This window comes from Levilactobacillus namurensis DSM 19117 (assembly GCF_001434785.1).
In the GTDB taxonomy this organism is placed as follows: Bacteria; Bacillota; Bacilli; order Lactobacillales; family Lactobacillaceae; genus Levilactobacillus; species Levilactobacillus namurensis.
Genome location: NZ_AZDT01000063.1, coordinates 72,578 through 99,151 on the forward strand (window position 1 = coordinate 72,578; position 26,574 = coordinate 99,151).

General features: G+C 51.6%; 23 protein-coding genes and 1 pseudogene. 10 read left to right on the plus strand and 14 right to left on the minus strand.

Annotated elements, in window-relative coordinates; translation table 11 throughout:
* The first annotated feature begins 167 nt into the window (after positions 1 to 167).
* Positions 168 to 443, plus strand: coding sequence for a hypothetical protein (locus FD30_RS09660; protein ID WP_024747134.1), 276 nt, complete (start codon positions 168 to 170; stop codon positions 441 to 443).
* 227 nt (positions 444 to 670) lie between these two features.
* Here the strand turns inward: FD30_RS09660 and spx are convergent, their stop codons facing one another.
* Positions 671 to 1,069 carry a transcriptional regulator Spx gene (gene spx / locus FD30_RS09665; protein WP_024747133.1) on the minus strand — a complete coding sequence of 133 codons (399 nt, stop codon included), beginning with the start codon at positions 1,067 to 1,069 and terminating at the stop codon, positions 671 to 673.
* Positions 1,070 to 2,143: 1,074 nt separating this feature from the next.
* Between spx and FD30_RS09670 the strand changes: the two genes are divergently transcribed.
* The gene (locus tag FD30_RS09670; RefSeq protein WP_056944852.1) at positions 2,144 to 3,715 is read left to right on the plus strand and encodes a bifunctional metallophosphatase/5'-nucleotidase; all 1,572 of its coding nucleotides are present in this window, start codon (positions 2,144 to 2,146) and stop codon (positions 3,713 to 3,715) included.
* A gap of 1,400 nt (positions 3,716 to 5,115) precedes the next feature.
* Here FD30_RS09670 and FD30_RS09675 read toward each other — a convergent pair.
* From FD30_RS09675 to FD30_RS09700, 7 genes and pseudogenes are all read right to left on the minus strand, one after another.
* The gene (locus tag FD30_RS09675; protein WP_056944853.1) at positions 5,116 to 5,514 is read right to left on the minus strand and encodes a hypothetical protein; all 399 of its coding nucleotides are present in this window, start codon (positions 5,512 to 5,514) and stop codon (positions 5,116 to 5,118) included.
* A gap of 13 nt (positions 5,515 to 5,527) precedes the next feature.
* A complete protein-coding gene (locus tag FD30_RS09680; RefSeq protein WP_056944854.1) occupies positions 5,528 to 5,950 on the minus strand; it encodes a hypothetical protein in 423 nt (140 codons plus the stop codon).
* A gap of 559 nt (positions 5,951 to 6,509) precedes the next feature.
* Positions 6,510 to 7,406 (minus strand): IS3 family transposase, encoded by an 897-nt coding sequence (locus tag FD30_RS09685; RefSeq protein ID WP_056944855.1) that lies wholly within the window; start codon positions 7,404 to 7,406, stop codon positions 6,510 to 6,512.
* Positions 7,403 to 7,714, minus strand: coding sequence for a helix-turn-helix domain-containing protein (locus tag FD30_RS11815; protein WP_225426522.1), 312 nt, complete (start codon positions 7,712 to 7,714; stop codon positions 7,403 to 7,405). Before FD30_RS11815 ends, FD30_RS09685 begins: the two co-directional genes overlap by 4 nt.
* 57 nt (positions 7,715 to 7,771) lie before the next feature.
* Positions 7,772 to 7,873 (minus strand): annotated as a pseudogene (locus tag FD30_RS11870) (helix-turn-helix domain-containing protein); the annotation flags it as partial.
* Between the two features lie 287 nt (positions 7,874 to 8,160).
* Entirely contained in the window at positions 8,161 to 9,768 is a 1,608-nt protein-coding gene (gene rny, locus FD30_RS09695) for a ribonuclease Y (RefSeq protein WP_056944856.1), read from the minus strand.
* Between the two features lie 1,043 nt (positions 9,769 to 10,811).
* Complete coding sequence (locus FD30_RS09700) at positions 10,812 to 11,759, minus strand: alpha/beta hydrolase (RefSeq protein ID WP_056944857.1); 948 nt, start codon at positions 11,757 to 11,759, stop codon at positions 10,812 to 10,814.
* A 176-nt stretch (positions 11,760 to 11,935) separates the two neighbouring features.
* On the opposite strand from FD30_RS09700, the gene FD30_RS09705 reads away from it, so the two are divergent.
* The 3 genes from FD30_RS09705 to FD30_RS09715 all read left to right on the plus strand — a co-directional run bounded on the left by FD30_RS09705 (position 11,936) and on the right by FD30_RS09715 (position 15,477).
* Complete coding sequence (locus FD30_RS09705; RefSeq protein WP_056944858.1) at positions 11,936 to 13,759, plus strand: M3 family oligoendopeptidase; 1,824 nt, start codon at positions 11,936 to 11,938, stop codon at positions 13,757 to 13,759.
* Between the two features lie 67 nt (positions 13,760 to 13,826).
* A complete protein-coding gene (locus FD30_RS09710) occupies positions 13,827 to 14,246 on the plus strand; it encodes a helix-turn-helix domain-containing protein (RefSeq protein ID WP_056944859.1) in 420 nt (139 codons plus the stop codon).
* A 379-nt stretch (positions 14,247 to 14,625) separates the two neighbouring features.
* Positions 14,626 to 15,477 carry a hypothetical protein gene (locus tag FD30_RS09715; RefSeq protein ID WP_024747126.1) on the plus strand — a complete coding sequence of 284 codons (852 nt, stop codon included), beginning with the start codon at positions 14,626 to 14,628 and terminating at the stop codon, positions 15,475 to 15,477.
* Positions 15,478 to 16,006: 529 nt separating this feature from the next.
* Here the strand turns inward: FD30_RS09715 and FD30_RS09720 are convergent.
* From FD30_RS09720 to FD30_RS09740, 6 genes are all read right to left on the minus strand, one after another.
* On the minus strand, positions 16,007 to 16,210 hold the full coding sequence (locus FD30_RS09720; RefSeq protein WP_024747125.1) for a hypothetical protein: 204 nt from the start codon (positions 16,208 to 16,210) through the stop codon (positions 16,007 to 16,009).
* A 150-nt stretch (positions 16,211 to 16,360) separates the two neighbouring features.
* Entirely contained in the window at positions 16,361 to 16,522 is a 162-nt protein-coding gene (locus tag FD30_RS11595) for a hypothetical protein (RefSeq protein WP_156652561.1), read from the minus strand.
* A 470-nt stretch (positions 16,523 to 16,992) separates the two neighbouring features.
* Positions 16,993 to 17,637, minus strand: coding sequence for a hypothetical protein (locus FD30_RS09725; protein WP_186810771.1), 645 nt, complete (start codon positions 17,635 to 17,637; stop codon positions 16,993 to 16,995).
* A gap of 15 nt (positions 17,638 to 17,652) precedes the next feature.
* Positions 17,653 to 18,063 carry a hypothetical protein gene (locus FD30_RS09730; RefSeq protein WP_056944860.1) on the minus strand — a complete coding sequence of 137 codons (411 nt, stop codon included), beginning with the start codon at positions 18,061 to 18,063 and terminating at the stop codon, positions 17,653 to 17,655.
* A gap of 114 nt (positions 18,064 to 18,177) precedes the next feature.
* Positions 18,178 to 19,191, minus strand: coding sequence for a lipoate--protein ligase (locus FD30_RS09735; protein WP_056944861.1), 1,014 nt, complete (start codon positions 19,189 to 19,191; stop codon positions 18,178 to 18,180).
* A 299-nt stretch (positions 19,192 to 19,490) separates the two neighbouring features.
* Positions 19,491 to 19,979, minus strand: a complete 489-nt coding sequence (locus FD30_RS09740; protein ID WP_056944862.1) for an Rrf2 family transcriptional regulator — start codon at positions 19,977 to 19,979, stop codon at positions 19,491 to 19,493.
* A 577-nt stretch (positions 19,980 to 20,556) separates the two neighbouring features.
* Here FD30_RS09740 and FD30_RS09745 point away from each other — a divergent pair.
* From FD30_RS09745 to FD30_RS09765, 5 genes are all read left to right on the plus strand, one after another.
* The gene (locus FD30_RS09745; protein ID WP_056944863.1) at positions 20,557 to 21,576 is read left to right on the plus strand and encodes an ABC transporter ATP-binding protein; all 1,020 of its coding nucleotides are present in this window, start codon (positions 20,557 to 20,559) and stop codon (positions 21,574 to 21,576) included.
* Complete coding sequence (locus FD30_RS09750) at positions 21,573 to 22,553, plus strand: ATP-binding cassette domain-containing protein (RefSeq protein ID WP_056944864.1); 981 nt, start codon at positions 21,573 to 21,575, stop codon at positions 22,551 to 22,553. The genes FD30_RS09745 and FD30_RS09750 overlap by 4 nt, the downstream gene beginning before the upstream one ends.
* Positions 22,553 to 23,512: an ABC transporter permease gene (locus FD30_RS09755; RefSeq protein ID WP_024747118.1), complete on the plus strand. Its 960-nt coding sequence runs from the start codon at positions 22,553 to 22,555 to the stop codon at positions 23,510 to 23,512. The genes FD30_RS09750 and FD30_RS09755 overlap by 1 nt, the downstream gene beginning before the upstream one ends.
* A 12-nt stretch (positions 23,513 to 23,524) precedes the next feature.
* Entirely contained in the window at positions 23,525 to 24,475 is a 951-nt protein-coding gene (locus FD30_RS09760; protein WP_056944865.1) for an ABC transporter permease, read from the plus strand.
* Positions 24,476 to 24,597: 122 nt separating this feature from the next.
* Positions 24,598 to 26,397, plus strand: coding sequence for an oligopeptide ABC transporter substrate-binding protein (locus tag FD30_RS09765; RefSeq protein WP_056944866.1), 1,800 nt, complete (start codon positions 24,598 to 24,600; stop codon positions 26,395 to 26,397).
* Positions 26,398 to 26,574 lie beyond the last annotated feature (177 nt).

Below are 26,574 nucleotides of genomic sequence, written 5' to 3' on the forward strand. Positions count from 1 at the left end.
TGTGGTTTTCCTACTATATGTAGATTTTATCGAAACTTTTAGAGAATTTTGTCTATATATAGTTGTTTTTTCCCGACTTTCATCGTAACATAGACCTATACTCATTAGGAACCAGTTATTACCTATGACCAGAGCTGGTCGCCTAAACCTCAAGGAGGGTTGGAAGAATGGACGTTATTCGCAGATCACAGGGAACCATGTATCCTAGAAGCCTTACCGTGGAGACGCCCACGGGAGCGCACGTTGCGTTCGATTCTGCGCGTATTCATCAAGACCTGACCAGCCTGACGAATGATCCCACGGTCGTCCACCGCGTCGAAAGTCTGATTGTCGCCCAGCTGGCTGGGTTTGACGTCGTCGCTACCGAGACGATTGAAGCTACGATTACCGCAACTCTAGAACAGCTGGGATACACCCAGATGGCGCGTCAGTACCAACGGTAACCTAACGGATAGTTAGTTTAACTTTAATGATCACAGCGGCCGGAATCATTTCCGACCGTTTTTTAGACCCAACTAAAAACGGGAACGCCCGCAGTTAACTGGACGTTCCCGTTTTGGTTATGGCCTGATTGGCAACAGCCGAGCTGTTACCAATGCCTATTATCGTTAAATTTTAATCAATGGACAAAAAATCGATCAGCACTCCCCCGAGAACTGACCGATTGGTGTTATGAACTTAATTGGGACTCCAAGTGGTGGAGTTCCGCCGTCCGCACTTCACGTGGCAAGAACCGGCGAATTTCTTCTTCATTGTACCCAACTTCCAGCCGCTTATCATCAAAGATAATGGGCCGCTTGATCAGGTCGGGGTACTTCACAACTAGGTCAACCAATTGGCTAACGGATAGACTATCTAAATCAACGTGGAGTTGCTTGAAGATGTTCGACCGCGTCGAAATGATATCTTCACTCCCGTTTTCCGTAAGCCGCAAGATCTGCTTAACCTCAGCTGCGTTCAATGGCTTCGACTTAATATTCCGTTCTTGGAACGCAATCTCGTGGTCCTTCAACCATGCCCGCGCTTTCCGACTGGATGCACTACTTGGTGCAATATACAAATTAATCATATCTCAGCACTTCCTCATCGTTGGATTGAGTTAACGATAGAAAACAACAACTGACTCATTTTGGTTCACTACCAACAATTCATTGAACTATCCAGTAGAACCAATTTATATGTTACCACAATTGAATGAATAATCAACCTTTTTTGGAAAGTTTCTAAATTATTTTTGATTTCCGATTCGGGGTTGGTTGGTTCAGAAAACAATTCATTTGTTTGCAATTAAATTTGTGATATTCGCGGGGAATCAGGTCCTATTCCGGCCTCAAATCTTTCACAAGGTTGTGCCCGTCCATGAATAGTCCCCCAATTTTTTACCCAATCTCACTAAAATGGGGCCATCATCTTCGAGAACGCTTACTTGTAATTTTATTCATTTATATTGGATATTCATTCATGCAAGCAAGCACTTTCACCCATTTACGGCTTCCACAGTCCCGTCAAAGTGGCTAAAAATTCGCCACGCCCCCGAAAGAGAGGCAGGGTTAACCATTTTATTTTCTTTCCCGGCAACCGTAACCTCCAAGCTTAGCTTAAAATTTTCCCACCGGTTGACGCCCGTTCACAACGGCTCCCCTTTCCAAATTTACCCGATCGATGAAAGCTTGCTGAAAAGCGTCCCGTCTGTACTCCGCCGCCCCACCGCCTGACCGGAACGGCCGCCAGTTTTCACAAACCGACACTGTTGACCCTTAATTTTTCTAGTCCGTCACATTTTCTTCACAATTTAGGGGTATAGTGAAAATATAACTTACGAATCTAATGAATAAGTTACGAAATTTTACTCCTCCAAAGTAATTGTTACCCGGACTGGCTTGCTGTGTGCAGGCGTCCGTGTACCGCGTAATTTACGCTTTAACCGAAAGCGCCGGATGTCATCCTGGTTGGTGACCCGGCGCTTTTTGGTTAGAAAATCACTCATAATCAGGTAAAAAACGCCATCAAAAATTTACACATCTGGTAAACTAGCTTATAATTTCTTTAACACGTTACAATTCCGCGTTTTCGGCGAACACTCTTGCTAGCAACTGGACGGTTCGGAATAGCGCCAGTTAGACGTAATTGGAGGGTGACAACATTGAAGCTGACAATTTTATCGACAAGTGACACACACGGGTACGTCTACCCCACAAACTATGTGAAGAAGGGGACCCAACAAGGCTTTGGCCTGGCCCGGGCGGCGACCGTCATCGCCCAGGAACAGGCTGCCGCGGAGGGTCCCGTGGTGACCATTGAGAACGGGGACTTCCTGGAAGGGTCACCGCTGGCTTACTACGTCGCCCGGGTCCAAGACCACCGCGACCCCCAAGCCCTGATGAACATTTATAACCAGATTCATTACGACTGCGGGATCCTGGGCAACCACGAGTTCAACTACGGCCAAGACTACCTACAAGCGGCGATTCGGGAATCCGACCGCCAGATTTTATGTGCCAACATTTTAGACCATACCGGTCAACCCGAGTATGGCAAGCCCTACACCATTCTAGAAAAGGACGGCTTAAAGATCGGCGTCCTGGGTCTGACCACCCAAGCCGTCTATAAATGGGAGAAAGCCACCAACATCGACGGTCTCCAATTCGAATCGGCCTACATCGCCGCGAAGAAATACGTGCCCATCTTACGGGAACAGGCGGACGTGGTGATTGTCTGCTACCACGGCGGCTTTGAACGCGACTTGGCCACTGGCGAACCTAACGACATCCATGTCGGGGAAAACGAAGCCTACCACATGTTACAGGCGATTCCCGGCATCGATGCCTTAGTCACCGGCCACCAACACCGCCAAATCGCCACCAGCCTCTTCGACACCCCGACGACCCAACCCGGGTTCCGGGGCCAGGCCATCGGCAAAATCACCTTAGACCTCGACCGGGACGCTGACGGGAAGGTCACCGTGACCAACTACGATACCGCCCTGGTTTCTGCGGCCGAAGCGCCCCTTGATCCGCAGGTCTTAACGGCCGCTAAGGGGCTCAATGATCAAGTCGCCCATTGGTTAGACCAACCATTAGGTCACATCACGGGCGACATGACTTTCGACGACCCCGTTCAGGCACGCCTCAAGGAGACCCCGTATATTGAGTTCATCCAACGGGTCCAGATGGCGACCATGGGCGCCGATATCTCGGCTACCGCCCTCTTCAGTAATGAGGCCCGCGGGTTCGAGAACCCCATCACCATGCGCAACATCATGACCAACTACGTCTACCCTAACGGCTTGTCCCTACTGAACATCACGGGGGCCGACTTACGGGCCGCCCTCGAGGTCAGTGCGCGCTACTTCACCATTATCGATGGTGAGATTGCGGTCAACCCGGCCTTTATCCATCCTAAACACCGGCAGTACAACTACGACATGTACGAAGGTATCGACTACCGGTTGAACATCGCCCAACCTATGGGTCACCGGGTCGAAGCCCTGACCTACCACGGCCAACCCGTGACGGACGACCAACCTTTGCGCATCGTCTTGAACCAGTACCGGGCCGTGGGGGGCGGTCACTACAGCATGTTCGGCGCCAACAAGATTGTCGCGGAGAGCCAAAGTGCGATGAGCGAATTGATTGCCGACTACCTGCAGGCCCACCCCGTCGTCGATGCCACGACCAACCAAAACTTCCAAATCGTCAACGAACCGCGCAACTAGCGGCGAGACCGAACCAGCTAAAAAGGCCGTGTGCCCTGGAGATTAACCTTGTCGTTAATCCCTAGAGCACACGGCCTTTTGTTTTCATCCGTCTCATCAAATACGATAGTATTCAATCATGGGCATGACACTAACCACATAAGGTACATATGAGTTCCACAGGTGAATTATAAAATCAAATCCTGAATTATCAAATAAAATGAAGTCCCCATAACCTATTCTCATCAATTGGTATCTTAGTAGAAATCTGGTGAGACTTCAACGGCCAATCGATAATCTAATACTTTACATGTCCATTATCTCTATCTCGGGCGGGTTGGGGAACCAACCAAAGTAAAACCTCTCATGGATTAAACCCACGGATCAATTGATTTTGGCACTCGTTGTTTACCCACTCCCAAGTACCGGTAGACGAAGTAAACGTCTGTTCTAGAAACTTGCGAAAGTCCTGAGAATTCCGAAACGTTATCGAAAATCACTCTCTTAAAGTACTCCAGACCATAGTTGTTAGTGCCGCCTTGAAGTACTTTACAACAGGTGCCCACATAGTAGTCAGTTACCAGTACAATGTAATCTCGTAACAACTAGAACGCTCTGTTAACATCATAATTACGGGCTCGCTAACGCCCCCCGTTCTCCCTTAACCAAATCGCCCTCCCAATGACCAATTTCTGTACAATCATTAGTTACTTGCAGATATGCTTCAATGGATTAATCCAGCACGTGTTTCTTCATCCGTACATATCGTTTTCCCGGTCATTTAACACGCTGACGAAACTTCATTGATAGATAAAATCAAGAACTCCCACATCAAATGTAACAACAATAGACAGTAAGGGCGACAGATAAGGTAAAGCTGTATAGCAGCTTTGACCCAATGAACTAAGGAACCGATACTCAGGTAAGCTTCTTGAACCTTTTAATTATGGACAATCTGAATAACCTTATTAAGTTGAATCTCGCGACTGATAGTTGTTACACTATGACCCAGCAACGAGAAATTTCTCAGTAGAATTTTCATTTAACCACTTTTTGATTAAATGGCATTCAGCATATTGAAGCTGTTGGTAATGACGATGCGTGATATTCTGGCTATGGATTCCTATTCTTAATTCGTGGATGATTTAGGAATATTTTTCATAATCTTTTGGTTCAGTCCTTTATGTGTCGCACTTCAATTTTAAATCCGAGTCCGATAATTATTCACATAATTATATACTTGTCTTTCTGAAATCCCCACCACCATATATAATAATAGAGGCATAGGAGCCCCTGTCAGGTAACTTCTATGTCTCTAAAATAAATATTTCGATTGAACTGGGAATTTTATTCCAGACCTACGTCGTCCACAAAAAACATACAAAACCAGGCTAGTACGTTAGTACGGAGTCAAAACTCGTCTAGAGTTCTAAAATCATCGTATGGCTACTAATCCAGTACCCGATATTGGAAAAAGTCAACTTACTACGCTGCTTCATTAATTTTCCATTTTTTTCCTTGGCTTCTTTCCATTTAGCACTCCCCTTAAGCTTTGCTACTTTCTTTTTAGGAACACTACTAAAACTGCGGCCATCATGTTTAGTCCCATCAACATTTTCTGCCCCAATTTGCTTGTTACCATGGTAAACATGCCCATGAAACTTCCCCTGATGTGCATTCAACGGGCCGTCTATTCTAGCTCGCCAGCCAGAACCGAGATTAACATTGACGCTGTGTGCTGCACTGGCACTAACAGTCATAACTGTCAACATTGTAATTAATACTGCAAATAAGGAAAAAATCTTAACAATCTTCTTCACTAAAATACCCCACTTATTTTTGAATTAAATTATTCATAGTTCGGGGCTCTTTCATGATTACCGATGATTTAAATATCAAATTAATTTTTTTGACCATATCTTCAAACCCAGAATCAGTTGGATAATCAAAGCTTAACTCATCTTCAATTCTTAAATAGTCAATAAATATATCAATACTAGGTTTAAAAGAAAAAAGGCCTTCAACAAAATTATTAATGAAAGCATCTTCCTCATCAGTCAAATCCCTGAAAGTTGCCGCCTGAACCTTAATATGATTGTCATTTGGCTCAAAATCTGTATCAAAAAACTTAAGCCCAAATGATTTGTCGGCCTTTGAGAATGTATCTGTAATTAGTAAATACACAACATCTTCTAACCCTTTTGTAAAAATATAAAATTCATTCTGCTCCGTAATAAAGTATCGCGAAAATTTCATGTTATTTTCCACCCCTGGATTTATATGATTAAAAACGACAAAGAGAATTGTATCATGTAAAGAAAGCATGCACAACTTTTTTAATAATAATTTTATTGTATTATGTATCTTTACGATAAGAAAAATTTTAATTGTGGATTTTAAAATTAAACTAACTACTTTTACAAAATAAATACACTGAGCATAGAAAAGCTTGATATCATTGGAGGTCCCACAACAAAACCATGAAAAAGTCTTTTATCTTGATTCAAGAACAGCTCACCCTGTCTCGACCAAAGGGGCACCATCTAGCCACAGTTGAATGTGAAAAAATTGTTAAAATACACCAATAGAGGTCTAATTGAACAAACGCTCGTCGGCTGGGCGCTTATCCCCAGACCATTAACAACGAACTAAAGATTGAGAGCACGAAAACAAGCCACAAACATTGGTACTAAAATCCTGCGGCAGTAAAGATTATATTTTAGAGGCTATCGGGTACTACCAAGTAATCTCGCGAGGCTACTGTACTAGTCCCTGTCAAGTTGACAGACGAAATAATATAATTTTGGAGTGGCGCTTAAGCGGCTTCACGGCGATATTCATTCGCCGTGAAGCCGTTTCTTTGTGTCGTTCGATCGATGTAGTTGAAGTAATAAACGCCAGCTTCAATCAAGCCAATAAGTTCCTGCTTGGTCTTCGGCATCGGATGGCTAGCTAGCCAGTTCAACTTGAACTCGTTCCACCACCGTTCGATAGGCGCATTGTCGTAGGGTGTGCCTGGTCGAGACATACTTCTGATCACTTGGTGGTCGGTCATAAAACCATTGAACGCCTTGGACGTGAAGGCTGATCCACGGTCAGTATGCACTAACGGATGGACGTCACCGGCATTTTGGAAGGCCTGATCAAAGGTCTCAATCATGGCTTCACTGGTCTCCGTAGGGCTTAGATGATAAGCCAAAAGGTATCGACCGTGTAAATCGAGGACTCCGCACAAGCGAACTTTATGCTCACCATTGGCCCCGTAACGAACCTCAGTAGAGTCGGACAACCAGACCTGATTGGGCTTCGTGGATTGGTCAAATTGCTGGTTCAAGATGCTGTCACGGACTTCCTGCTCTTCCTGCTTTACCCGGTGATGCTTCTTGATTCGGCTTTGACACTTGAAGTGAAGAACCGTCATCAAGCGTTTAACCCGCTTAAGTGAAACGTAGAAGTCAATCGACTCGTCATGCTCAAGATAGAGCTTCATTTTCCCAGCTCCGATGCATTGACGATGTTGCTTAAAGAGTTTAGTCATCTTGCCCTTAAGTAGCTCTTCTTGTTGGGCCCAGGGGGTCGGTTCACGTTGGAGCCATTGATGGTAAGCTTGCCGTGAAAGGCCTAGTTTACGAAGAATAATGGCTTGGGCACCATGGCTATTGGCGCCGATTTCTTGGATGTTTTGATACGCTAGTTTGTGTTGTGCAGTCACTCCCTGTTCCGGATTTCTCGGACTTTTTTTAAGAAGATATCGTAGATTTCCTGTTCTCTGAGCTGAGTCTTGAGTTGCCGATTTTCAAGTTTAAGCCGTTTGACTTCGGTCATCTCTTCGCGGGACTTCGTCCGCCCACGACGGTCTTTAAGTGCTGGGTAACCACCGCTCTTGGCTTTCAAGACCCAAGAACGAACTTGCTGATAAGAGACGTTGAAGTGTTCAGCTGCTTGACTATAAGTGTGACCACTCGCTGTCACGTATTCGCCGATTTCGATACGTTCCTCAAAGGTTGTTTTCCGACTCATAATGCGGACCTGCTTTCTAGACGGAGTTGCCGTCAATGAATGATTGGCCCCATTATACTGGAATTTCTTGATCCAGTCTCGAAGTTGCGATTTACTTCTTAGACCAAATCTAATTCGAATATCATCCAAACTACCTTCCTGGTTCAGATAGGCCGTCACAGCTTGTTGCTTGAGTTTAGAACTATATTTTGTCCAGCATTTTCGCTCTCACAATCCCTCTAAGCCGTCCTGTGCGTAAAACTTCTGCCAGCGTCTAAAGGCTTTGGGGCCGACGTTGTGCAGCTTAAGATACACAGCTTTAGTTAGGTCGGTCTCTGATAGCCCCTTGATAATTTCTAGCTTTTCTTCGGCCGTGAATTTGCTGCTAGGCATAGTAAAATCCCCTTAGAGTTGATAGATGAAATTATAGTTTTTCATCTGTCAACCCTAAGGGGGACTATAGCAAGCTAGGAAGCATTGGCTGCTTTCTTCTTTTTCTTCTTCTTTTTCTTTTTTTCATCGCCCACGTACTCGACGGCCGTGAGCTTGCGAATCGTGGTGATCCGAATCTTCCCAGGATACGTCAGCTGCTTTTCAACCTGTTGGGCCACTTCCTGAGTCAAGGTCGCCGCCGCCTGGTCGTCCAAGGTCTGCGGGTTGACCATGATCCGGAGTTCCCGACCAGCTTGGATGGCGTAGCTTTCCGTGACCCCTGGCCGGTCGTTGGCAATCTTTTCCAGCGACCGCAGGCGGTTGATGTAGTCTTCGACGGACTCGCTCCGGGCACCTTGACGTGCTCCAGAAATACCGTCGGCCGCCGCAACTAAGACCGCGATCGGTGAACTCTTCTCAACGTCGCCGTGATGGGCCGCAATCGCGTTGATCACGATGGGGTCTTCTCCGTATTTCTCAGCGAATTCCACCCCAATCTCCACGTGAGTCCCTTCCACTTCATGGTCGATTGACTTCCCTAAATCGTGCAACAGGCCGGCCCGGCGCGCTAACCGTGAATTATACCCCAAGCGAGCCGCCATGGCGCCGGCTAACTGGGACACTTCAATCGAGTGTTGTAGGACGTTCTGCCCGTAACTGGTCCGGTACTTCAACCGGCCAATCAGCTTCATCAAGTCCGGGTGCATCCAGCCCACGTGCAGGCGACTGACCGCCTGTTCGCCGACTTCCCAGAGACTGTGATTAACGTCGCGTAAGGCGTTCTCGACCTGCGTTTCAATCTGGTTGGCCGAAATACGGCGACTGGCGACCAAGTTGGTCAGCGCCGTCCGAGCAACTTCCCGACGAATCGGGTCGTGCGTACTGATGAACAACGTGGTGTTGTCATCGGGCACAAAAATCAGGTCCGTTCCGGTCAGGGTCTCCAACAGGCGAATATGCTGGCCGTCGCGCCCGATGATCTTACTGCGAATCTCACCGTTCGGGACGGTCACCGTGTGCTCCAGGTGTTCCTTAGGTAAGTCTTGCGGCCCACTCTCCGTAGCGGCCAGGACCACATCCTTGGCCCACCGTTCGGCGTTGGCTTCCGCATCGTCGTTGAGCGCCTTGATCTCAATATCCCGATCACGCTTCAACGCCAACTCGCCGCGATGCAAGATCTCTTGTTGGGCCTCTTCGGGGGACATCCCCGCCTGGGTCGCCAACGTGGTCAGCCGCTTTTCGCGTAAGGCGTCCGCCTGGTCGTGTAAGGCATGGATGTCTTGACGCTTCTGGTGGTTGGCTTGGCTGCGTTGGTCTAACATCTGAGTCTGATCATCCAACCGAACGGCCATCTGGTTCAATAGCTGCTCGCGTTGGTGCCGGCGTTGTTCACGCACGGCAATGTCACTTTTTTGTTCGGTCAGTTCATCTTTGACGGACTGCTGATACGCTAAGGTCTCGCGCCGACTCTGGGCTTTGAGGTCGGCCACCCGCTGCTTGGTTTTCGCGGTGGCTTCTTCGATGAGGGTTCGGGCCTGGGCCTGAACGGCTTTTAACGCCTCTAAGTGTCGGTGACGCCGGACGAGGTACCCTAGAATCAGTCCGATGACAAGCAGACCGATAATCAATCCGGTTTCTAACAAAATAATTACTCCTTAATTGGCCGCGGGAGGCTTCCCGCTGGTTGGTCAGGTTCTCGTTAATTATACGCCATTTTGACGCACAACCCAACTGTTCAAACGGCGAGAGTCCCCAACTGAATCACCGCACTCCTCCCTGACTGAACGCAAAACGGCTGGCGGTCACTGATTGAACGGGCCGCTACGTCAGCGCCCGGCCCAACCAATTCCCGTCAGCCGTGAAATTTGTTAAATTTTCAATTGGAAACTTAAGACGCCTAGGGCAATTCCCTTCACCAGACTGGGCCCGTCTTAAAAGCAATCACAATCATCATCCGTCTTACCGGACAGGCAAACAAGGCTCACAGGCATGTAAACCTAATGATAGTTGACCGCTTCGGAGGCGTAGGCTTCTTAGTCATGAGTAATCTTCTCATTAGTTTGTAGGCAGTCCTAGCTGCCCAACAACTTCCCCAGTAGCTTTAGTCATTGTACCTTATCCGGTCAATCACGCCACTAATGACGAGAACGCACTGGATTACCCGGACTCACCAACTACTGAGTGGCATCAGCCCTTGTCGCGGTTAGTCCCTGGCAGCCATTAAACCCTAACAACATTACCTAATTCACGCCAACCGTAAGCCGAAAAATGGATTAGACGTGATTTAAATAATTTTCGCTACCGTCTAGGCTCCAACAGCCGATAGGGCCCAGCCGGTGAAATTAGCGTTAGGCCAGTGGGTTTCTGGCCTTAGGCTAAGGCCGAGCTTTGAGATTCGCGGGTTTAGCGAAGCTCAAAGTCGTGCCCACTGGCGTCACGGCCCTGCCAATCGGCTGTTGGGGCCGTCTGGACCCGCGGATAGTCCCTAGTAGCCAGTAAGTCCCCACTTCACGCCAATTGTAAGCCGAGAGGGCGCCCAGATAGGGCTCAGCCGTGAAATTTTCCTTGGTGAGCGTTTTTCAGCTCGCCTAGGAAAAGGCCCAGCTTCGAGACCGCTTTGTGGCTCGAAGTGGTGCCCACGACGTTCCAGCCCTATCTGGGCGCCCGGTAAGGCGAATGCCACTCACTACTCACCCAAGTACTGACGTAAGAAGTGTTGGACCTTACGCTGGTAGCGTTGAGGACTGTGACTGTAGGAAGCGGCGTGCTTGGCACCGGGAACCACCATCAGTTCCTTAGGCCCCGCATCGGCCCGGTAGACCTGGTAGACCATCTTAGTCGGGACGAACGTGTCCGCCCCGCCGTGGATGAACAGCATCGGCCGGTGGTTGCGTTTAACCGCCCGCACCGCATCGGCGTCTTTAAAGGTAAAGCCCGCCTTCAACTTGGTCACCGCGCTGGTCAGAGGCACCATCGGCCAGTACGGCAAGTGGTACATCTGCTTGGCCTGGTACCCGATCTCCGCGTCCGCCGTGGTGTAGCCGCAATCTTCAATGTAAGCTTTCACTTGACTCGGCATCTTGAGGCCGCTGGCGATCATGGTCGTCGCGCCCCCCATGGACACCCCGAACAGGGCAATCTGCGACTGGGGCCCCTGCTTGGCAATCACTTGGTTGATCCACTTCCGGTAGTCTCGGGCTTCAAAGTACCCGTAGCTCATGGCCTTACCGCCACTCTGCCCCTGGGCCCGGTCATCGGGCACCAGAACGTTGTAGCCTAATTGGTGGAACAGTCCCGCGTAACCGCCCATCTGTTCCTTACTGGATGCGAACCCGTGAACCAGCACCACGGTCTTCTTGGTGGCCTTGGCGGCGGGCACGTAATCGGCGACCAACTTAAAGTTGGCCCCCGCAGCGGTCTCCGTCCACCGATATTTATGAGCGGTCTCAAACCAGTGTTTTTGGGTGTACAAGGGGTCGCTGGTCTTTAACGCCGTTGGGCCCCCGATAAAGCTCTTCTTGCCCCGGGCGACGGTCAGATTATAAAAGTACAGACTGGCCCCGATCAAGGCGACAATGATGATCACAACTAGGGTTCCCAAGCCCCACAACCACCACTTATGTTGTTTTTTCAATTTCTCTTTCCCTCCAATAAGCCGTCATTTAGCGGGTGTTTCGCGCTTGCTTAAAAATTGCAACACCCCCCTGACTAATTGCAATGCTCCTAGTATACGAGTTTCTTTTTTCCAGCGCAATTCCGAGATAATTTGCTATAATGAAGCCAATCTAGACTTAGAAAGGCGGTTTTGCCATGACTTACTCGTTAAACTGGGATTTAGAGACCCTCTTCAGTGGCGGGATCCACTCCGCACAGCTCAAAGCGAAATTTTCCCAAATCAAAACGGACACAGCTTCTTTAGGTGATTTGCTCGACCGCTGGGACGTCACCACGGACGCACCCGATTACCACCAATTCATCAAAGCCGTGAATCAGCTACAGGCCATTGCGGCCGGAATCGGCCAAGCCGGCATCTTCATCACCGCAATCGGCTCGGCCGACATTGCCAACCCCGACGTCGCGCCCATGGACGCCCGGTTACAACACCTCAGCACCCAGTTTCAGACCGTCAGCGACAAGCTTGAAAAGGTCCTGGTCCAAGTTCCAGACGACCACTTCAACGCCATGCTCGCCCGTCCCGAACTGGCCCCGATCGCCTTTAACCTTCGCGAACTGCGTGACCACGGGAAGGAACTCTTGGACGACAAGACGGAATCCTTGATCAACCAACTCGACCTCGACGGTAAGTCCGCCTGGAGCGCCCACTACGACTCGCTGGTCGCCACGGTCAACGTGCCCTTCCACGACGCCAACGGTCAACCCGTGACCCTCTCGGCGGGCCAAGCGGATAACAACCTGCTGGGCAACGCCGACCCGCAATACCGGGCCGACCTCTTACCCGCTTGGGAACAGGCCTGGACCGATAAGGAGCAGCTCTTCGCCGACACCTTGAACCATCTAGCTGGCTTCCGGCTGACCCAGTACAAGGCGCACGGCATCACCGACTTCTTACAGGAACCGCTCAAGCAAAACCGGCTGAGCGCCCAGACCCTTAAGACAATCTGGAAAGTGGTCGACGATAACAAGCAGTTCTTGCTCGACTACCTGGACCGCAAAGCCGCGCTACTGGGTAAGAAGCACGCCGGGTGGCAGGATGTCGAAGCACCATTGACCCTGCCTGGCAGTACCGAACGCCACTTCACCTTCGACCAAGCCGCCGCTTTCATTATTCAACACTACGGCGAGTTCTCCCCGAAGATGGCCGCCCTGGCTAAGCACGCCTTCGAGCACCGCTGGATCGAAGCCGAAGACCGCGCGGGTAAGGCGCCTGGTGGTTGGATGGAGAGTGCGCCCGAGACCCACGAAGCCCGCATCTTCATGACCTTTACCGGGTCCCCCAACGATGTCTCGACGTTGGCTCACGAACTGGGACACGCCTTTCACTCCAGCGTGATGACCGACCTGCCCTTCCTGCGGCAAGACTACGCCATGAACGTGGCCGAGACCGCCTCGACCTTTGGGGAACTAATCGTCGCCGACGCCAACGTCAAAGCGGCTAAAACGGACGCCGAAAAGATTTCACTGCTCAACGCTAAAATGGATAATCCCGTTGCCATGTTCTTAAATATCCGGGCCCGCTTCCTGTTTGAAACGCGCTTCTACCAGTTACGGCAACAAAAGCTGGTCACGCCAGCCGAGTTGAACGAACTGATGCTCAACGCCCAAAAGGAAGCCTTCGGTCACGACCTGTCGACTTACTCGCCACACCTCTGGGCCAGCAAGTTACACTTCTACATCGATAACCCGGCCTTCTACAACTTCCCGTACGTCTTCGGCTACCTCTTCAGCCTGGGGATCTACGCCAAGGCGCAACAAAGCGCGAACTTCGAAGACGATTACATCGCTCTGTTACGCGACACTGCCAACATGTCCACGGAAGAACTGGCCCAAAAGCACCTGGGTGTCGACCTGACCCAACCGGACTTCTGGCTCAACGGTGTGGCCTTGATCAAGCGCGACGTGGCCGAATTCATGCACCTGACCGAACCGTTCGTGAAACCCACGAACCGCCGGTAGGACCCAACGCTTCGTGGTATAATAGGTTTAGACATTCAGTTTAAATCAAGATAAAGCGGGTGAGTAGATGTTTCCGGAACGACTTCGGGCATTACGGCGCGGTCAGCACATTACTTTAGAGCAACTGGCAGACGCCTTGAATCAACAGAACACGGTAGGCGACGACCACACCAACACCGCGTCACAGATTGGCAACTGGGAACGGGGCGTCCGGACGCCTTCCTTCGTCGAAGTACGAAAATTAGCGGAATACTTCGACGTGACCATGGACTACCTGGCGGGGAAGACGGAACGCGACGCCTACGACCTGGGTCGCCTGTTCCTCTCCGGCAAGCAACTGAGCTTCAATCGCGACGTTCTCAGTGGTCAGGACCGCTATGAGATCTACCAGTTGATCGATGGTTACCTGCACGGCAAGGAGCACCGCGGTACCGACACTCAGCCCAACCAACAAGAAGAATTGGATCTGCATTTAGACGACCATTAACTTGTGACCAACTGCCTGCGGGCGGTTGGTTTTCTTTTATCCATGGTGCTGGCCAGCGCCTTACCGGCCGACCAGACAGGGCTGGAACGCCGTGGGCACCACTTCGAGCCACAGAGCGGTCTCGAAGTTGGGCCTTTTCCTAGGCGAGCTGAAAAACACTCACCAAGGAAAATTTCACGGCTGAGCCCTGTCTGGCCGGCCTCACGGCTTACTCATGCTTCGTCACCACGTTTCCATATTGCCTAATCATACCCACGAGTCCATTAATTCTAAGGCCGGCTCTAGTCCGGTCGTTACGGCATTAAGGCCGTCGTCAGCCAGGCTCCACGGAGTATGGTAAGCTTAGGGTATTCAAATTTTCGCTAAAAGGATGAGACGATTGAATCCACGTAAACTTAAAAAACTCAAAAAGCAGTTCCGCCACCAGCCATTGGCCGAACAGAAGACGGCCTATATCGACCGCATGACCGCTTACTACCACGAATTTAACGACTATCCCGCCATTAAACTGTTGATTAGTAACGTTCTGTTGGCCGATAAGATGTTAGCTGCCGGGGACCTCCCCCAGCAGCTACCCCTACTGCAGTTGCCCGACGATAGTGAGGACCTGATCTACCAGAACCTCAACCAGAAGTTCCCTCAAGGCGATCCGGTCGGCGACAAGCTCTGGGACAAGCTCACCGGGGCCCTGCCGCACCTGGACCACGACCTGCGGTACTTCCGCGACTACCTCGAAGAACACTACGGCATGTGGGCCTATACGCCCCGCCCGTTTATCAGCGATCTGGCCGACTTTGTCGGTGACCGAGCCGTGCTGGAAGTCATGGCCGGTAACGGCTACATCTCTAAGGGCTTGCGTGACGCCCACAAGACCGTCTACGCCACGGATAGTCAGGCCTGGACCGCGGAGAACGAGACCGGCCGGCATCCCCTGACCACCATCGAACCCCTGAGCGCCCGCGACGCTTTCGCCAAATACGGCGAGCAGGTCGGCGTGGTCGTGATGTCTTGGTCCCCAGACGGTTTACCGCTGGACTGGGAACTTCTCCAAGCCATCCGCCAGTCTTCCGCCCAGGTCGACTTCGTGGTCTTGGGCGAACCCCACGGCGCGACTGGCTCCACTGAATTCTGGGACAACGCCGAGTTCGTGGAAAACGCCGCTACCCGGAAGCTGAACCGCCACTACACCAATATTGATCTCATCAAGGACCACGTTTACCTGGTCCGCTAACCCCAACTAAAACTGGGTCCAGCAAGTCACCTATGCTGGACCCAGTTTTTTTAACGTCGGTTCCATTCGCCTACCGGCCGGCCAGACAGGGCTGGAACGCCGTGGGCACCACTTCGAGCCACAGAGCGGTCTCGAAGCTGGGCCTTTTCCTAGGCGAGCTGAAAGACGCTCACCAAGGAAAATTTCACGGCTGAGCCCTGTCTGGCCGACCTCTCGGCTGACACTAGCCGTTGAATTGGACCTCGCGTGCCAAAAACATGACCACCACCGTTAGGACCCAACAGCCGATAGGGCCCAGCCGGTGAAATTAGCGTTAGGCCAGCGGGTTTCTGGCCTTAGGCTAAGGCCGAGCTTTGAGATTCGCGGGTTTGGCGAAGCTCAAAGTCGTGCCCACTGGCGTCACGGCCCTGCCAATCGGCTGCTGGGGCCGTCTGAATCCGTGGTTATTAACCGCTGGCCGATAAGGCGAATACCCCACAAAAGCTAGGAATAAACTCCCCCCTCTGCGGATGTTTTCCAGTAACCGAAATTAGCCCATCATCTGGATGTTGGCCCCAAACAGAAAGCACCCGGTCACGCCAATCACAAACAGACTCAAGACCACCACAAAGATGGTCCGCATGGTCGCCACGCCCGGAGCCGCCGTATTGGTGCCAGCCGTACTGCCACCGGTCAGAATCGCCACCGCAACTAATAAGACGAACACAATGAACGGTAATCCCCGCATTAACATGTCATCAGCTCCCTTACTCGCTTAACTGCCTCCAGTATAGAAGCCGTCAGCCGCAAGAGTTTCGCTGAAGAACGTTTAGAGTCCCCAAATCATTAATCTTATCTTTTGCTTTACCCTTTGGTAACTTAAGCCCTATGTACGTCCCTAAGATCAGTGGGGGCCCGGCTTAACCGCCAACCACAAGAAGAAGCCCACCAACGCTAACAACCCAACGTTCCATAACGACATCCCCAGCAGCAATTCCCAGCCAATCACCATCACAAGTGAGATGCCGACGGGGTTTCGTTGATACCAGTGCAACCACTTAATCATATGACCGCCTTCTCTTGAAGTTCCTCCCTGATGGGACCATTCGCCACGTTCTAGATAAACCGTTTTCATACTGGTCTACCTATCTTTTTCAACATTCATTCAAGCTTTAAACACTCCTACCAAGGGAATTCATTATAAGCCAACGGTTATTTCCGATACGATTGGTCTACCGATTGCCAATGGGTTGGGTCACCGACCTAACAAACTTTAAGTGCCAAAAAAAAGGACCTGAGAAGTTACCTTCTCAGGTCCTTTCGGTGGCCGTTAAGTCGAAACCTAACAGGATTTATTTTGGAATCCACATTCCCGCAAAATCAAGTACGTCACAAATCCGGTGACATCTGTACCCCACCATCAAAAATTCACCTAGCCGCTTGCGCAGAAGTTATTGGCGAACCAATAACCCGTGATTTCTCGACTCATCGCATAGAAACATCATAGCATCTCTAGCGTTGACATGCAAGCAGTTCTTACTTCTTAGGCGTTGTCTTCTTAGTCGTGGTGGTCTTTTTCGCCGGCGCTTTGCGCGTGGTCCGCTTCTTAGCCGGCGCTTTTTTTGCCGGGGTCTTCTTGGCAGCGGTCTTCTTAGTTGTCGCCTTCTTGGTGGCAGCTTTCTTAGCCGGCTGCTTAGCCGTTGTTGCCAGTTGGTCCGTCTGGGCCGCGTTTTCGGACGCCGTCTTCAACTTATCGATCTGGAGCAACACCCAGTCGTGGAGACTTTGGTCCGCCGTGGCGGCCTGTTCCAGGTAGGTGGTCGCCGGGGCCAGGGCGTCGATCCGTAAACCGGAGACGTTGATGGCGTCCGTCTCGATCACCGCGTAGATGTTAATCGGCGCCGTTTGGCTCACGTCCATGATTTTGCCGATGGTCTTACTATCCTGCATCGGCAAGTTGATCACGCTCATCTCTAGACGCACGGACACTTCCGCGTCGCTTAAGGTCAACGTGGCTTGGGCCAGTTGGTCCGCCGTGATCTGTTCGCGCATGAAAGCGGCCAGTGGTGCCAAGACCGCATCCGGGTCGGCATAAAAGTCGGCTTGTTTAGCGGTCGCGTTGAAGTGGTGCACCTCATCGTTTTCGACGGCGTCCATAAACCCTTGAATCTGTCGTTCCATCAAATCATCCCTTCTTTATTTTCCGAACCGACGACGGTCCCGTTCTTTCTGTTCCGCTAACCGCAACCGCAGCGCCAGAACCAACCAGTACCCGTTGGCCACCAGCATCCCCACGCCAAAGGCCGACATCAGCGTCCGAATCAAGAGGCTGGCGTCACTGTGGAACAGCATGTTCAAGATCACGCCGACCAACCCCAGCGAGTAGATCACGATGACCAGGCCCATCACGTAAAAGGAAGGTTTCCAGTCTAGGGCCGCTAGAACAATCGGAATGGCGTAGAGGATTACCGCAATCAGGGTCGAACGTCCCAGATCATGCGCCACGGGTTCGGTACTTTGAATGAAGGACTGGTGCATCAAAACGTTGATCACCAAAAAACCGATCAAGGAAACAACAGCCCACGAAATGACATTACGATCTCTCATTTTAACTAAAACTCCTCATTATCTAAAAAGGCGTGGTCAACCGACCACGTCCTCAAGTCAATTTCCATTCTTATTCTAACGTATTCCCCGGTGAAAATCAGTAGGAAACCAAAACTAGTCGACCAGCAAATCTAAGACGTCACTGGTTGGAATCCCGTTGAAGTATTGTTGCGTGTCCACACTGTTCAGGACCGCCCCAACGTGTTCCCGGTCGTACCGCACGCCCGTCAGCTTATCCGCTAACGCCGTAACGTCGCTCGGGCCGAAGAAGTCACCGTAGAACTTGATGTTCTTGATCTTCCCACCGTCGATCTGGAGCCGAGCGTCAATGGTCCCGTAGTCGAAGTGTTGCCGCTTCTTGACCGTGAACTCTGGGGAGTTGCCGTAGACCCAGTCCCAGTTGCTGTAGTATTCATTGTAGATCTTATCAATGGCGGCCTTTTCGTCGTCACTGATGGTGACCTGCTTGTCCATGATGTCATCCAGGTTATCCACGTGGAAGAGTTCCTTTAACAGGGTGTCACGGAATTCGGGCACCGTTAAGTTTTGGTATTCTGGTGCCAAGTACGGCTTCAAGTTCGTGACCCGGGAGCGTACGGACTTGATACCCTTGGACTTAATCTTATCGGCTGGCACGTTCAGGGCGTCCGCGATGACGTTTTGGTCCACGTCCAGCATCAAGGTCCCGTGGGAGAAGGTCTTCCCGCTGTGAGAGTACATGGCGTTCCCGGAGAACTTCTTGCCGTCGACTAAGATGTCGTTTCGGCCAGAGACTTCGGCGTCCTTAGCCCCCATGGCGTGCAATGCATCCACGATAGGTTGAACGAAGGACTTGAAGTCCCCGAACTCTTCGCTGTCACTGTCGACTACGAAGCTAAAGCATAGGTTGCCCAGGTCTTGGTAGACCGCGCCCCCACCGGACAGGCGCCGGGTGACCGTGATGTTATGTTCTTCCACGTACTTCTGGTTGATTTCTTCCAATGTATTTTGGTTCCGGCCGACGATGATGCATGGGCCTTCGTAATAGAAGAGCACCAGCGGTTCGTCGAACTGCTTATTATTCATTAAGTATTGTTCGGTCGCAAGATTGTGCCGAATATCGTGTGATTTCATAGCATACCAATACATCCCAAAAACCCCTTTCAAAATTAACCAAACCTACCAGTACCGGGGGTAACCTGCCCCCTAACCGGCTACTTAAAATGATAGCACGCATTGGAAGCGATTACAATCAAGCTTCCAAATTCTCCGTCCGAATTTGCAAAGTCAGCATTATCTTTCTTGTGGTGGCGGTTTACCGAGCCAGTCAGCGGCTCAGGTCCGCTCAGAGTCGCGTGGTTAGGCGACCGTAACCAAAAAACACCTTCCCTTAATTAAAAGGAAGATGTTTTAGATTGCGGTGCTCACAATCCCCGCTAAATAACGACTTAGTTTTCCGACGTCCCGTTTTCCTGCTGCCGGTGAATCAGTTGCCGAAAGTAGCCGTGACTATGCAGATCACGCTTCAGATCCGTCATCGTGAATTGATGGTAGAACCGACGATAATCATCGTCGGCCAGGGTGAACAGATCGGTCAACGTCTGGGAGATGTTCGCCGAGATATCCGTACTGTCACTGACCTTGGCGCCCTTCGAGTCCCCGGTGATGAACCGGGCGTAACTGATGGTTGGTGGAATCGTCAGGTCGTAGAGTTCCCCCACGTTGATATCCGCCAGGTCCCGAATCAACTGATATCCCCCGTTCTTGCCTACCGAGCCTTCAATGTACCCCTGCTTATGCAAAACGGATAAGATGTTGCGGATCATGACCGCATTCAATTGTAAAGAAGTCGCTAACTCACGGCTGGCAATCTTCCGGGGACGATTCTCGTCCAGATAGAGCAAGCTGTGAACGGCGACAGAAAAGTCTAGTCTCATCTTTTTAGCCCATCGCTTTCAAAAATTCTGTCATTTATAGCTATCATACCACACCTGACAGGGCCTGTTGGAACTCCACCCTCCGGAATCAATCCCCCCGCGCACCGTTGTTCCGGGCGTAGTGGCGTCCCGTTTCGACCGGCGCACCCTGCAAATTTCCGGTCCAGTTCACCAAACCCACTCGCTACCTAATCCAAGCCAGGCGCCACTCTGCTACGTCCATCTAGCGTTTCGCTCATCGTTTTCTCATTTTATCTCCCTGCATATTTTTACATCACCCTGCATACCAAAAACGGAGATTATGCACCGTTTGACAAGAAAATTTGCGAACTATTTAAAAAGCAGGTCAAATTTTATCTCATTTTTCAAGAACCTGTCATGATTGGTTTAATCAAAAAGAGCCAAGGATTTCTAAAAATTCTTAGTGACTTTTCAGCAAATCAATCTGAGATATGGTGTCTGTATGAATCATGATACCAGTGAATGATTATCGAGGCTAGATTTGTATACGGCCACAATTTATTCAATTGGCCGTTGCTTAAAATGAGAAACAAATGAGAAAAGAGGAGGGGTTTTTGTGGAGCCCACTGCAGATTTTCTAAACATCAAAGACGTCAGCACCGCTTTTAAGATCAACGGACACTACTACGACGCCATCACCCACGTGAACCTCCAAGTCCACCACGACGAGATTCTCGCCATCGTCGGCGAGTCCGGTTGCGGCAAGACCACGCTAGCCACCACCATCATGGGGTTGCAAGACCCTAGTGAAACCAAGATTACCGGGGAGATTGACTTCGAAGGGACCAACCTTTTAGCGCTGAACGACGACCAATACAACCAGTACCGGGGTGCCAAGATTGGCATGATCTTCCAAGACCCGCTGTCCGCGTTGAATCCGCTCAAGCGAATCGAAGACCAGATTAGCGAAGTCATGACCTACCACACGACACTGACCAGCGACCAGAAGCACCAACGGGTCTTGGACCTCCTGGATCAGGTCGGGATTGTGGACCCCAAGCGTACCGCGCGGCAATTCCCCCACGAGCTTTCCGGCGGGATGCGCCAACGGGTGATCATCGCCATTGCGATTGCCTGCAAGCCCGACCTGATCATCGCCGACGAGCCTACCACGGCGCTGGACGTGACGATTCAAGCCCAGATTCTGGACGTCTTACGGGCCATCCAACAGGAAAACCACGCCGGCATCATCCTGATCACTCACGACTTAGGGGTCGTGGCCGAGACCGCCGACCGGGTGGCCGTGATGTACGCGGGCCAGATCGTTGAAGAGGGCAGTGCCCAACAGATCTTCGACACGCCCGAACACCCCTACACCCGGTCGTTGTTGCGGTCAATGCCACAGCGGGGCAATGAAAATGACGACCTCTACGTCATCCGGGGCAACGTTCCCTCTCTACAGAAAATGCCTCAGAGTGGCGACCGGTTCGCCCCGCGGATTCCTTGGGTGCCCGCTAGCGCCCACGAGGCCAATCCAACCATGCACCAAGTTGCCCCGGGTCACCTAGTCCGGTGTACCTGTTACCGCAACTTCGCTTTTCCAGACCAAGCCTTGAAGGAAGGTCGTGCGCAATGAGTCTGATCACTATTCAAAACCTAAAGGTCCACTACCCCATCCGTTCCGGCTTCTGGAACCGGGTGACCGACGAAGTCCCCGCCGTTGACGGTATCAGCTTCGCTATTGAAGCCGGAGAGACTTACGGACTGGTCGGCGAATCCGGTTCCGGCAAGACCACCACGGGCAAGTCCGTAGTGGGGCTGGAGAAGGTCACCAGCGGGTCGATCCTCTATCAGGGACAAGACATTACCCAAAAAGCCAACCGCCGGCGGTTGAACTATAACCGTGACGTGCAAATGATTTTCCAAGATTCGCTGTCCAGCCTGAATCCGCGGAAACGGATCGAAGACATTATCGCTGAACCCCTCCGCAATTTCGAGCACCTGAGTAAAGAAGACGAAAAGTTACGGGTCTTACAACTCCTAGACATCGTGGGCCTCGACGCCGACGCGTTGTACAAGTACCCCCATCAATTCTCCGGGGGCCAACGACAACGAATCGGCGTCGCCCGGGCCGTCGCCACCAACCCTAAGTTGATTGTCGCCGATGAACCCGTGTCCGCCCTGGACCTGTCCGTTCAAGCCCAAGTCTTGAACTTCATGAAGAAGATCCAACGCGAATTTGGTATCTCCTACTTGTTCATCTCACACGACCTCGGCGTGGTTCGGCACATGTGCCAAAACATCGCCATCATGAACCGGGGCCGGTTGGTCGAGATTGGCACCCGCGATGACATCTATAACCACCCGTTACACATCTACACCAAGCGACTGTTGGCCGCGATTCCCGAGACCAACGTGGCCCAACGTGCGGCGCACCGCGCATCACGGTTAGCCGTCGAACGCATCTACCAAGAACAGCGAGCCAAGTACTACGACGATGACGGCAAGGCCTATCCACTGGTCGCCGTCTCACCCACCCATTCGGTGGCGTTACCCGCAGCCTTAGCCCACCAGTTGGCCCAAGAAGAAGTACAAAGGGAGGCGCAGGCCTAATGTGGAAAACCATTTTACGGCGGATCCTCATCATGGTTCCCGAAGTCATTATTTTAAGTATTCTGGTGTTCTTGCTGGCCAAGGCCATGCCGGGAGATCCCTTTACCGGATCGATCAACCCCAAGGCGGACCCCGCCCAGCTTCACCACCTGATGAAGCTCAACGGCCTCTACGACCCCTGGTACCAACAGTACTGGCACTGGGTGGTCCACCTATTCCACGGGAACTTGGGCCAAAGCTACCAGTACCAGGAACCCGTTACCCGGCTGATTGCGGGCCGGGCCACCAACACCTTGTGGTTGACGGGCTTTTCCATGATTCTGACCTACGCGTTGGCGCTGCCCATGGGGGTCTTCGCCGGCCGGCATGAAGGTAAGTTGCCCGATACAGTGATCCGGGTCTACACCTACGTCACCTACTGCATCCCCTTCTTCGTCATCCTGGTCTTAGGCATCTGGATCTTCGGTTACGTCTTCGGCTGGTTCCCCACCACGGGGTCCATCTCGACCAACGCGACGACCTGGCTACAGACCATTGGTTCACGGTTCTATCACATCCTGTTGCCTGCCATCTTGGGGGCGTTGTTTGGGACCGTCAATATCGTCCAATACCTGCGTTCCGAAGTCATCGACGCCAAGCGTTCCGATTACGTGCGGACGGCACGGGCTAAAGGGGTGCCCCGTAAAGACATCTACCGGCACCACATCTTCCGGAACTCCCTGTTGCCCATCGCGGCGTTCGCGGGGTATTCCATCACCGGGTTACTGAACGGTTCCATCTTTACCGAAACCGTCTTCTCCTACCCCGGCATGGGACTCCTGTTCGTGAACTCGATCAGCTACCGGGATTACACGGTCATCACCGCGCTGGTCTTGATCTACGGCATCTTGAACCTGCTGGGGACGCTACTCTCCGACATCATCTTGACGCTGGTCGACCCACGGATTCGAATCGAATAGGAGGTCGTGACCATGGCAGAAAATTTCAACCAACACTCGGACGTCTCCGCTGCCGACTTAGCCCGGCTGTCACAAGAAGCTAAATCGGAAGCGACGCCGTCCACGGCCCGGATCATCTGGGATGAATTCAAAGCGGATAAGCCCGCGATGGTCGCACTGGTGATCATCGTTGGCTTCATCCTCTTCGTGATGATTGCCTCTTTGTTCATCAACACGCCCCAGATGATGCAGACTGATATTATGAATTACTTTGATAAACCCGGGACTGACGGCTTGTTACTGGGAGCCGATTCCGGGGGCCGTTCCGTCGCCCAGCAACTGATTGTCGGGTCGCGGAACTCCATCGGGATCGCCTTAGGGCTGACCGCGATTTCCTCAACCTTCGGGATCTGCTGGGGGTTGATTCCCGGGTACTACAGCGGCTACATCGACTGGGGCATGCAACGGGTCTACGACTTCATGATGATGCTCCCGATGACCATGATGATCATCGTACTAGTCACCATCATCCCCCACTACAACGCCATCACGTTGACGCTGATCTTTTCCATCTTTTACTGGGAAGGCACGTCGCGGCTGATTCGGTCGCGGACCCTAGCCGAATCCCAGAAGGACTACGTGGCCGCGTCGAAGACCTCCGGAACCAGCAACCTCAAGATCATCTTTCGCGAGATCATGCCCAACATTTCGTCCTTGATCATCGTCGACACCACGTTGTCCTTCGCCGAAAACATTGGGGTCGAAACCGGGCTGTCCTACCTGGGCTTCGGGTTGCCACCGCAAACCCCGTCGTTAGGGACCATGATTGCTAACGCCAACGATCCCAACAACATCACCCAGTACTGGTGGACTTGGTTGCCCGCCGCCCTCGAGATTATCATTTTATGTCTATCCATTAGTTACATTGGTCAAGTCATCCGTCGGGCCGCCGATGCCTCACAACGGCAAGGCGCCGCAGATTAATCACGACCACCCATTAAGGAGATGGTGTCCGCACAGCCTATCGTGTACCACGACCAGTCCCGATTTTTGAGGAGAGATCCCGACCGGCCTTTGTATGAGGAATCTACAAGGGGGAACATCCTATGGTAAAAAACAAACTGGTTTTGTCCGCAATGGCAGTCCTCGCGACCTTAAGCCTGGCTGCTTGCGGCAACAAGAAGAGCAGTGCCTCGTCCAGCTCAGCTGAAGCGGGGGCATCCGTCAAACTGTTAGATAATTACAATAACCCGGCCAAAGCCAACGCAGCCGCCAACAACGGAACGTTGAAGATCGCCGAAGCCAACTCATCACCCTTCCAAGGCATCACGGACCCAGCACTGGCTTCCAATGCCGAAGATTCAGATGTCTTTGCACCCGGTGGTGAAGGCGCCCTGTTCAATCAGGACAAGAACTACAAGATCATCAACGGTGGGTTGGCGAACTTGTCTTTGAACCGGAAGAACAACACCGCGACCGTCACGGTTCGGCCCAACGCTAAGTGGTCGAACGGGATGAAGGTCACCGCCCGAGACGTCGAGTACCCTTACGAAGTCATTGGCAACAAGGCCACCACGTCGCAACAATTCTCAGCCGACTTTAACGACATCAAGGGGATGGCCGCTTACCACGCGGGCAAGGCCAAGACCATTTCCGGCTTCACCTACCCTAAGGGCCAATCCGGCAACGTGGTCGTCATCCACTTTAACCACATGACGCCAAGTATGAAGTTCAACGGGAACTCCTTCATGTGGGGGTACGTCGAACCTTACGAGTACATCAAGAACGTGCCAATTCCTAAGTTGGCGGCTTCCAAGCAGATTCGCAAGGATCCCATCTTCACCGGACCTTACAAGTTGAACAAGGTCGTCGAAGGGGAATCCACGACTTGGGTTCCGAACCCCGACTTCTACGGCAAGCAACCACAGATCAAGCACATCAGCATCAACGTGGTCTCCCCGAACAACATCGATAAGGCCATCCAATCCAAGAAGTACGATTACGTCAGCGGTGGTCTGCAAGGGACCGACTACAAGCAACTGAAGAACTTGAAGAACTACCACATCGTCGGCAGTCCAGCCTTAAGCTACGACTACTTCGGCTTCAACTTGGGTCACTTTGACACCAAGACTGGCGAAAACGTCATGGATCCTAAGGCTAAGATGGCCAACAAGAACTTGCGGAAGGCCATGCTCTACGCGTTGAACCTGGACCAAGTCACCAAGAAGTTCGGGTACGGCATGAGCTGGCGGGCCAACACCTTACTGCCACCTGTCTTCACCAACTACTACAACGCCCAAGAAAAGGGCTACCCACTGAACATCAAGAAAGCCAACCAACTGCTTGACCAAGCGGGCTTCAAGAAGAAGGGGCAATACCGGACTTTGCCAAATGGTAAGCCGTTGAAGATCAACTTCGGTGCCATGACGGGGACCTCCGTTCAGATGGCTGAATACCAAGACTTCCTGCAACAATGGCACAAGATTGGCCTGGACGTTCAATTCGCCGGTGGTAAGCCGATGGAAATGAACAGCTTCTACGCGGCATTGCAGGCGCCTTCTCAAAACAAGATCGACGTTTGGTCTGGTGCTTGGAGCGTTTCATCCGAACCAACCCCAACGCAAATCTACGGCCAAGACGCGACCTTCAACATGGGCCACTTCGTCTCTGCTGAAAACACCAAGCTGTTGAACGAAATGAACGGTAACAAGGCTTGGAACAACAGTTACCGGACTAAGATCTTCAAGCAGTGGCAGACTTACATGAACCAACAAGCCGCCGTTGGACCAGAGTCCTTCGGATACGCTTGGTCTCCAGTTAACCAACGGGTCAAGGGCTACAGTGTCAGCCCAGCTGACAACAACTTCTGGAGCAACTTGGCTTTGACCAGCAAGAATATCCAGTAACAGTCACGTCACTTTAGGCGTGAGGTCTCAGACCCCACGCCTTTTTGGTGTCCTGCGTAAAGATATGATATTGGTGCTAGTCATCCGCCTTACCGGTCAAATCATTAGCCGCGGATCCAGGCGGCCCCAACAGCCGATTGGCAGGGCCGTGACGCCAGTGGGCACGACTTTGAGCTT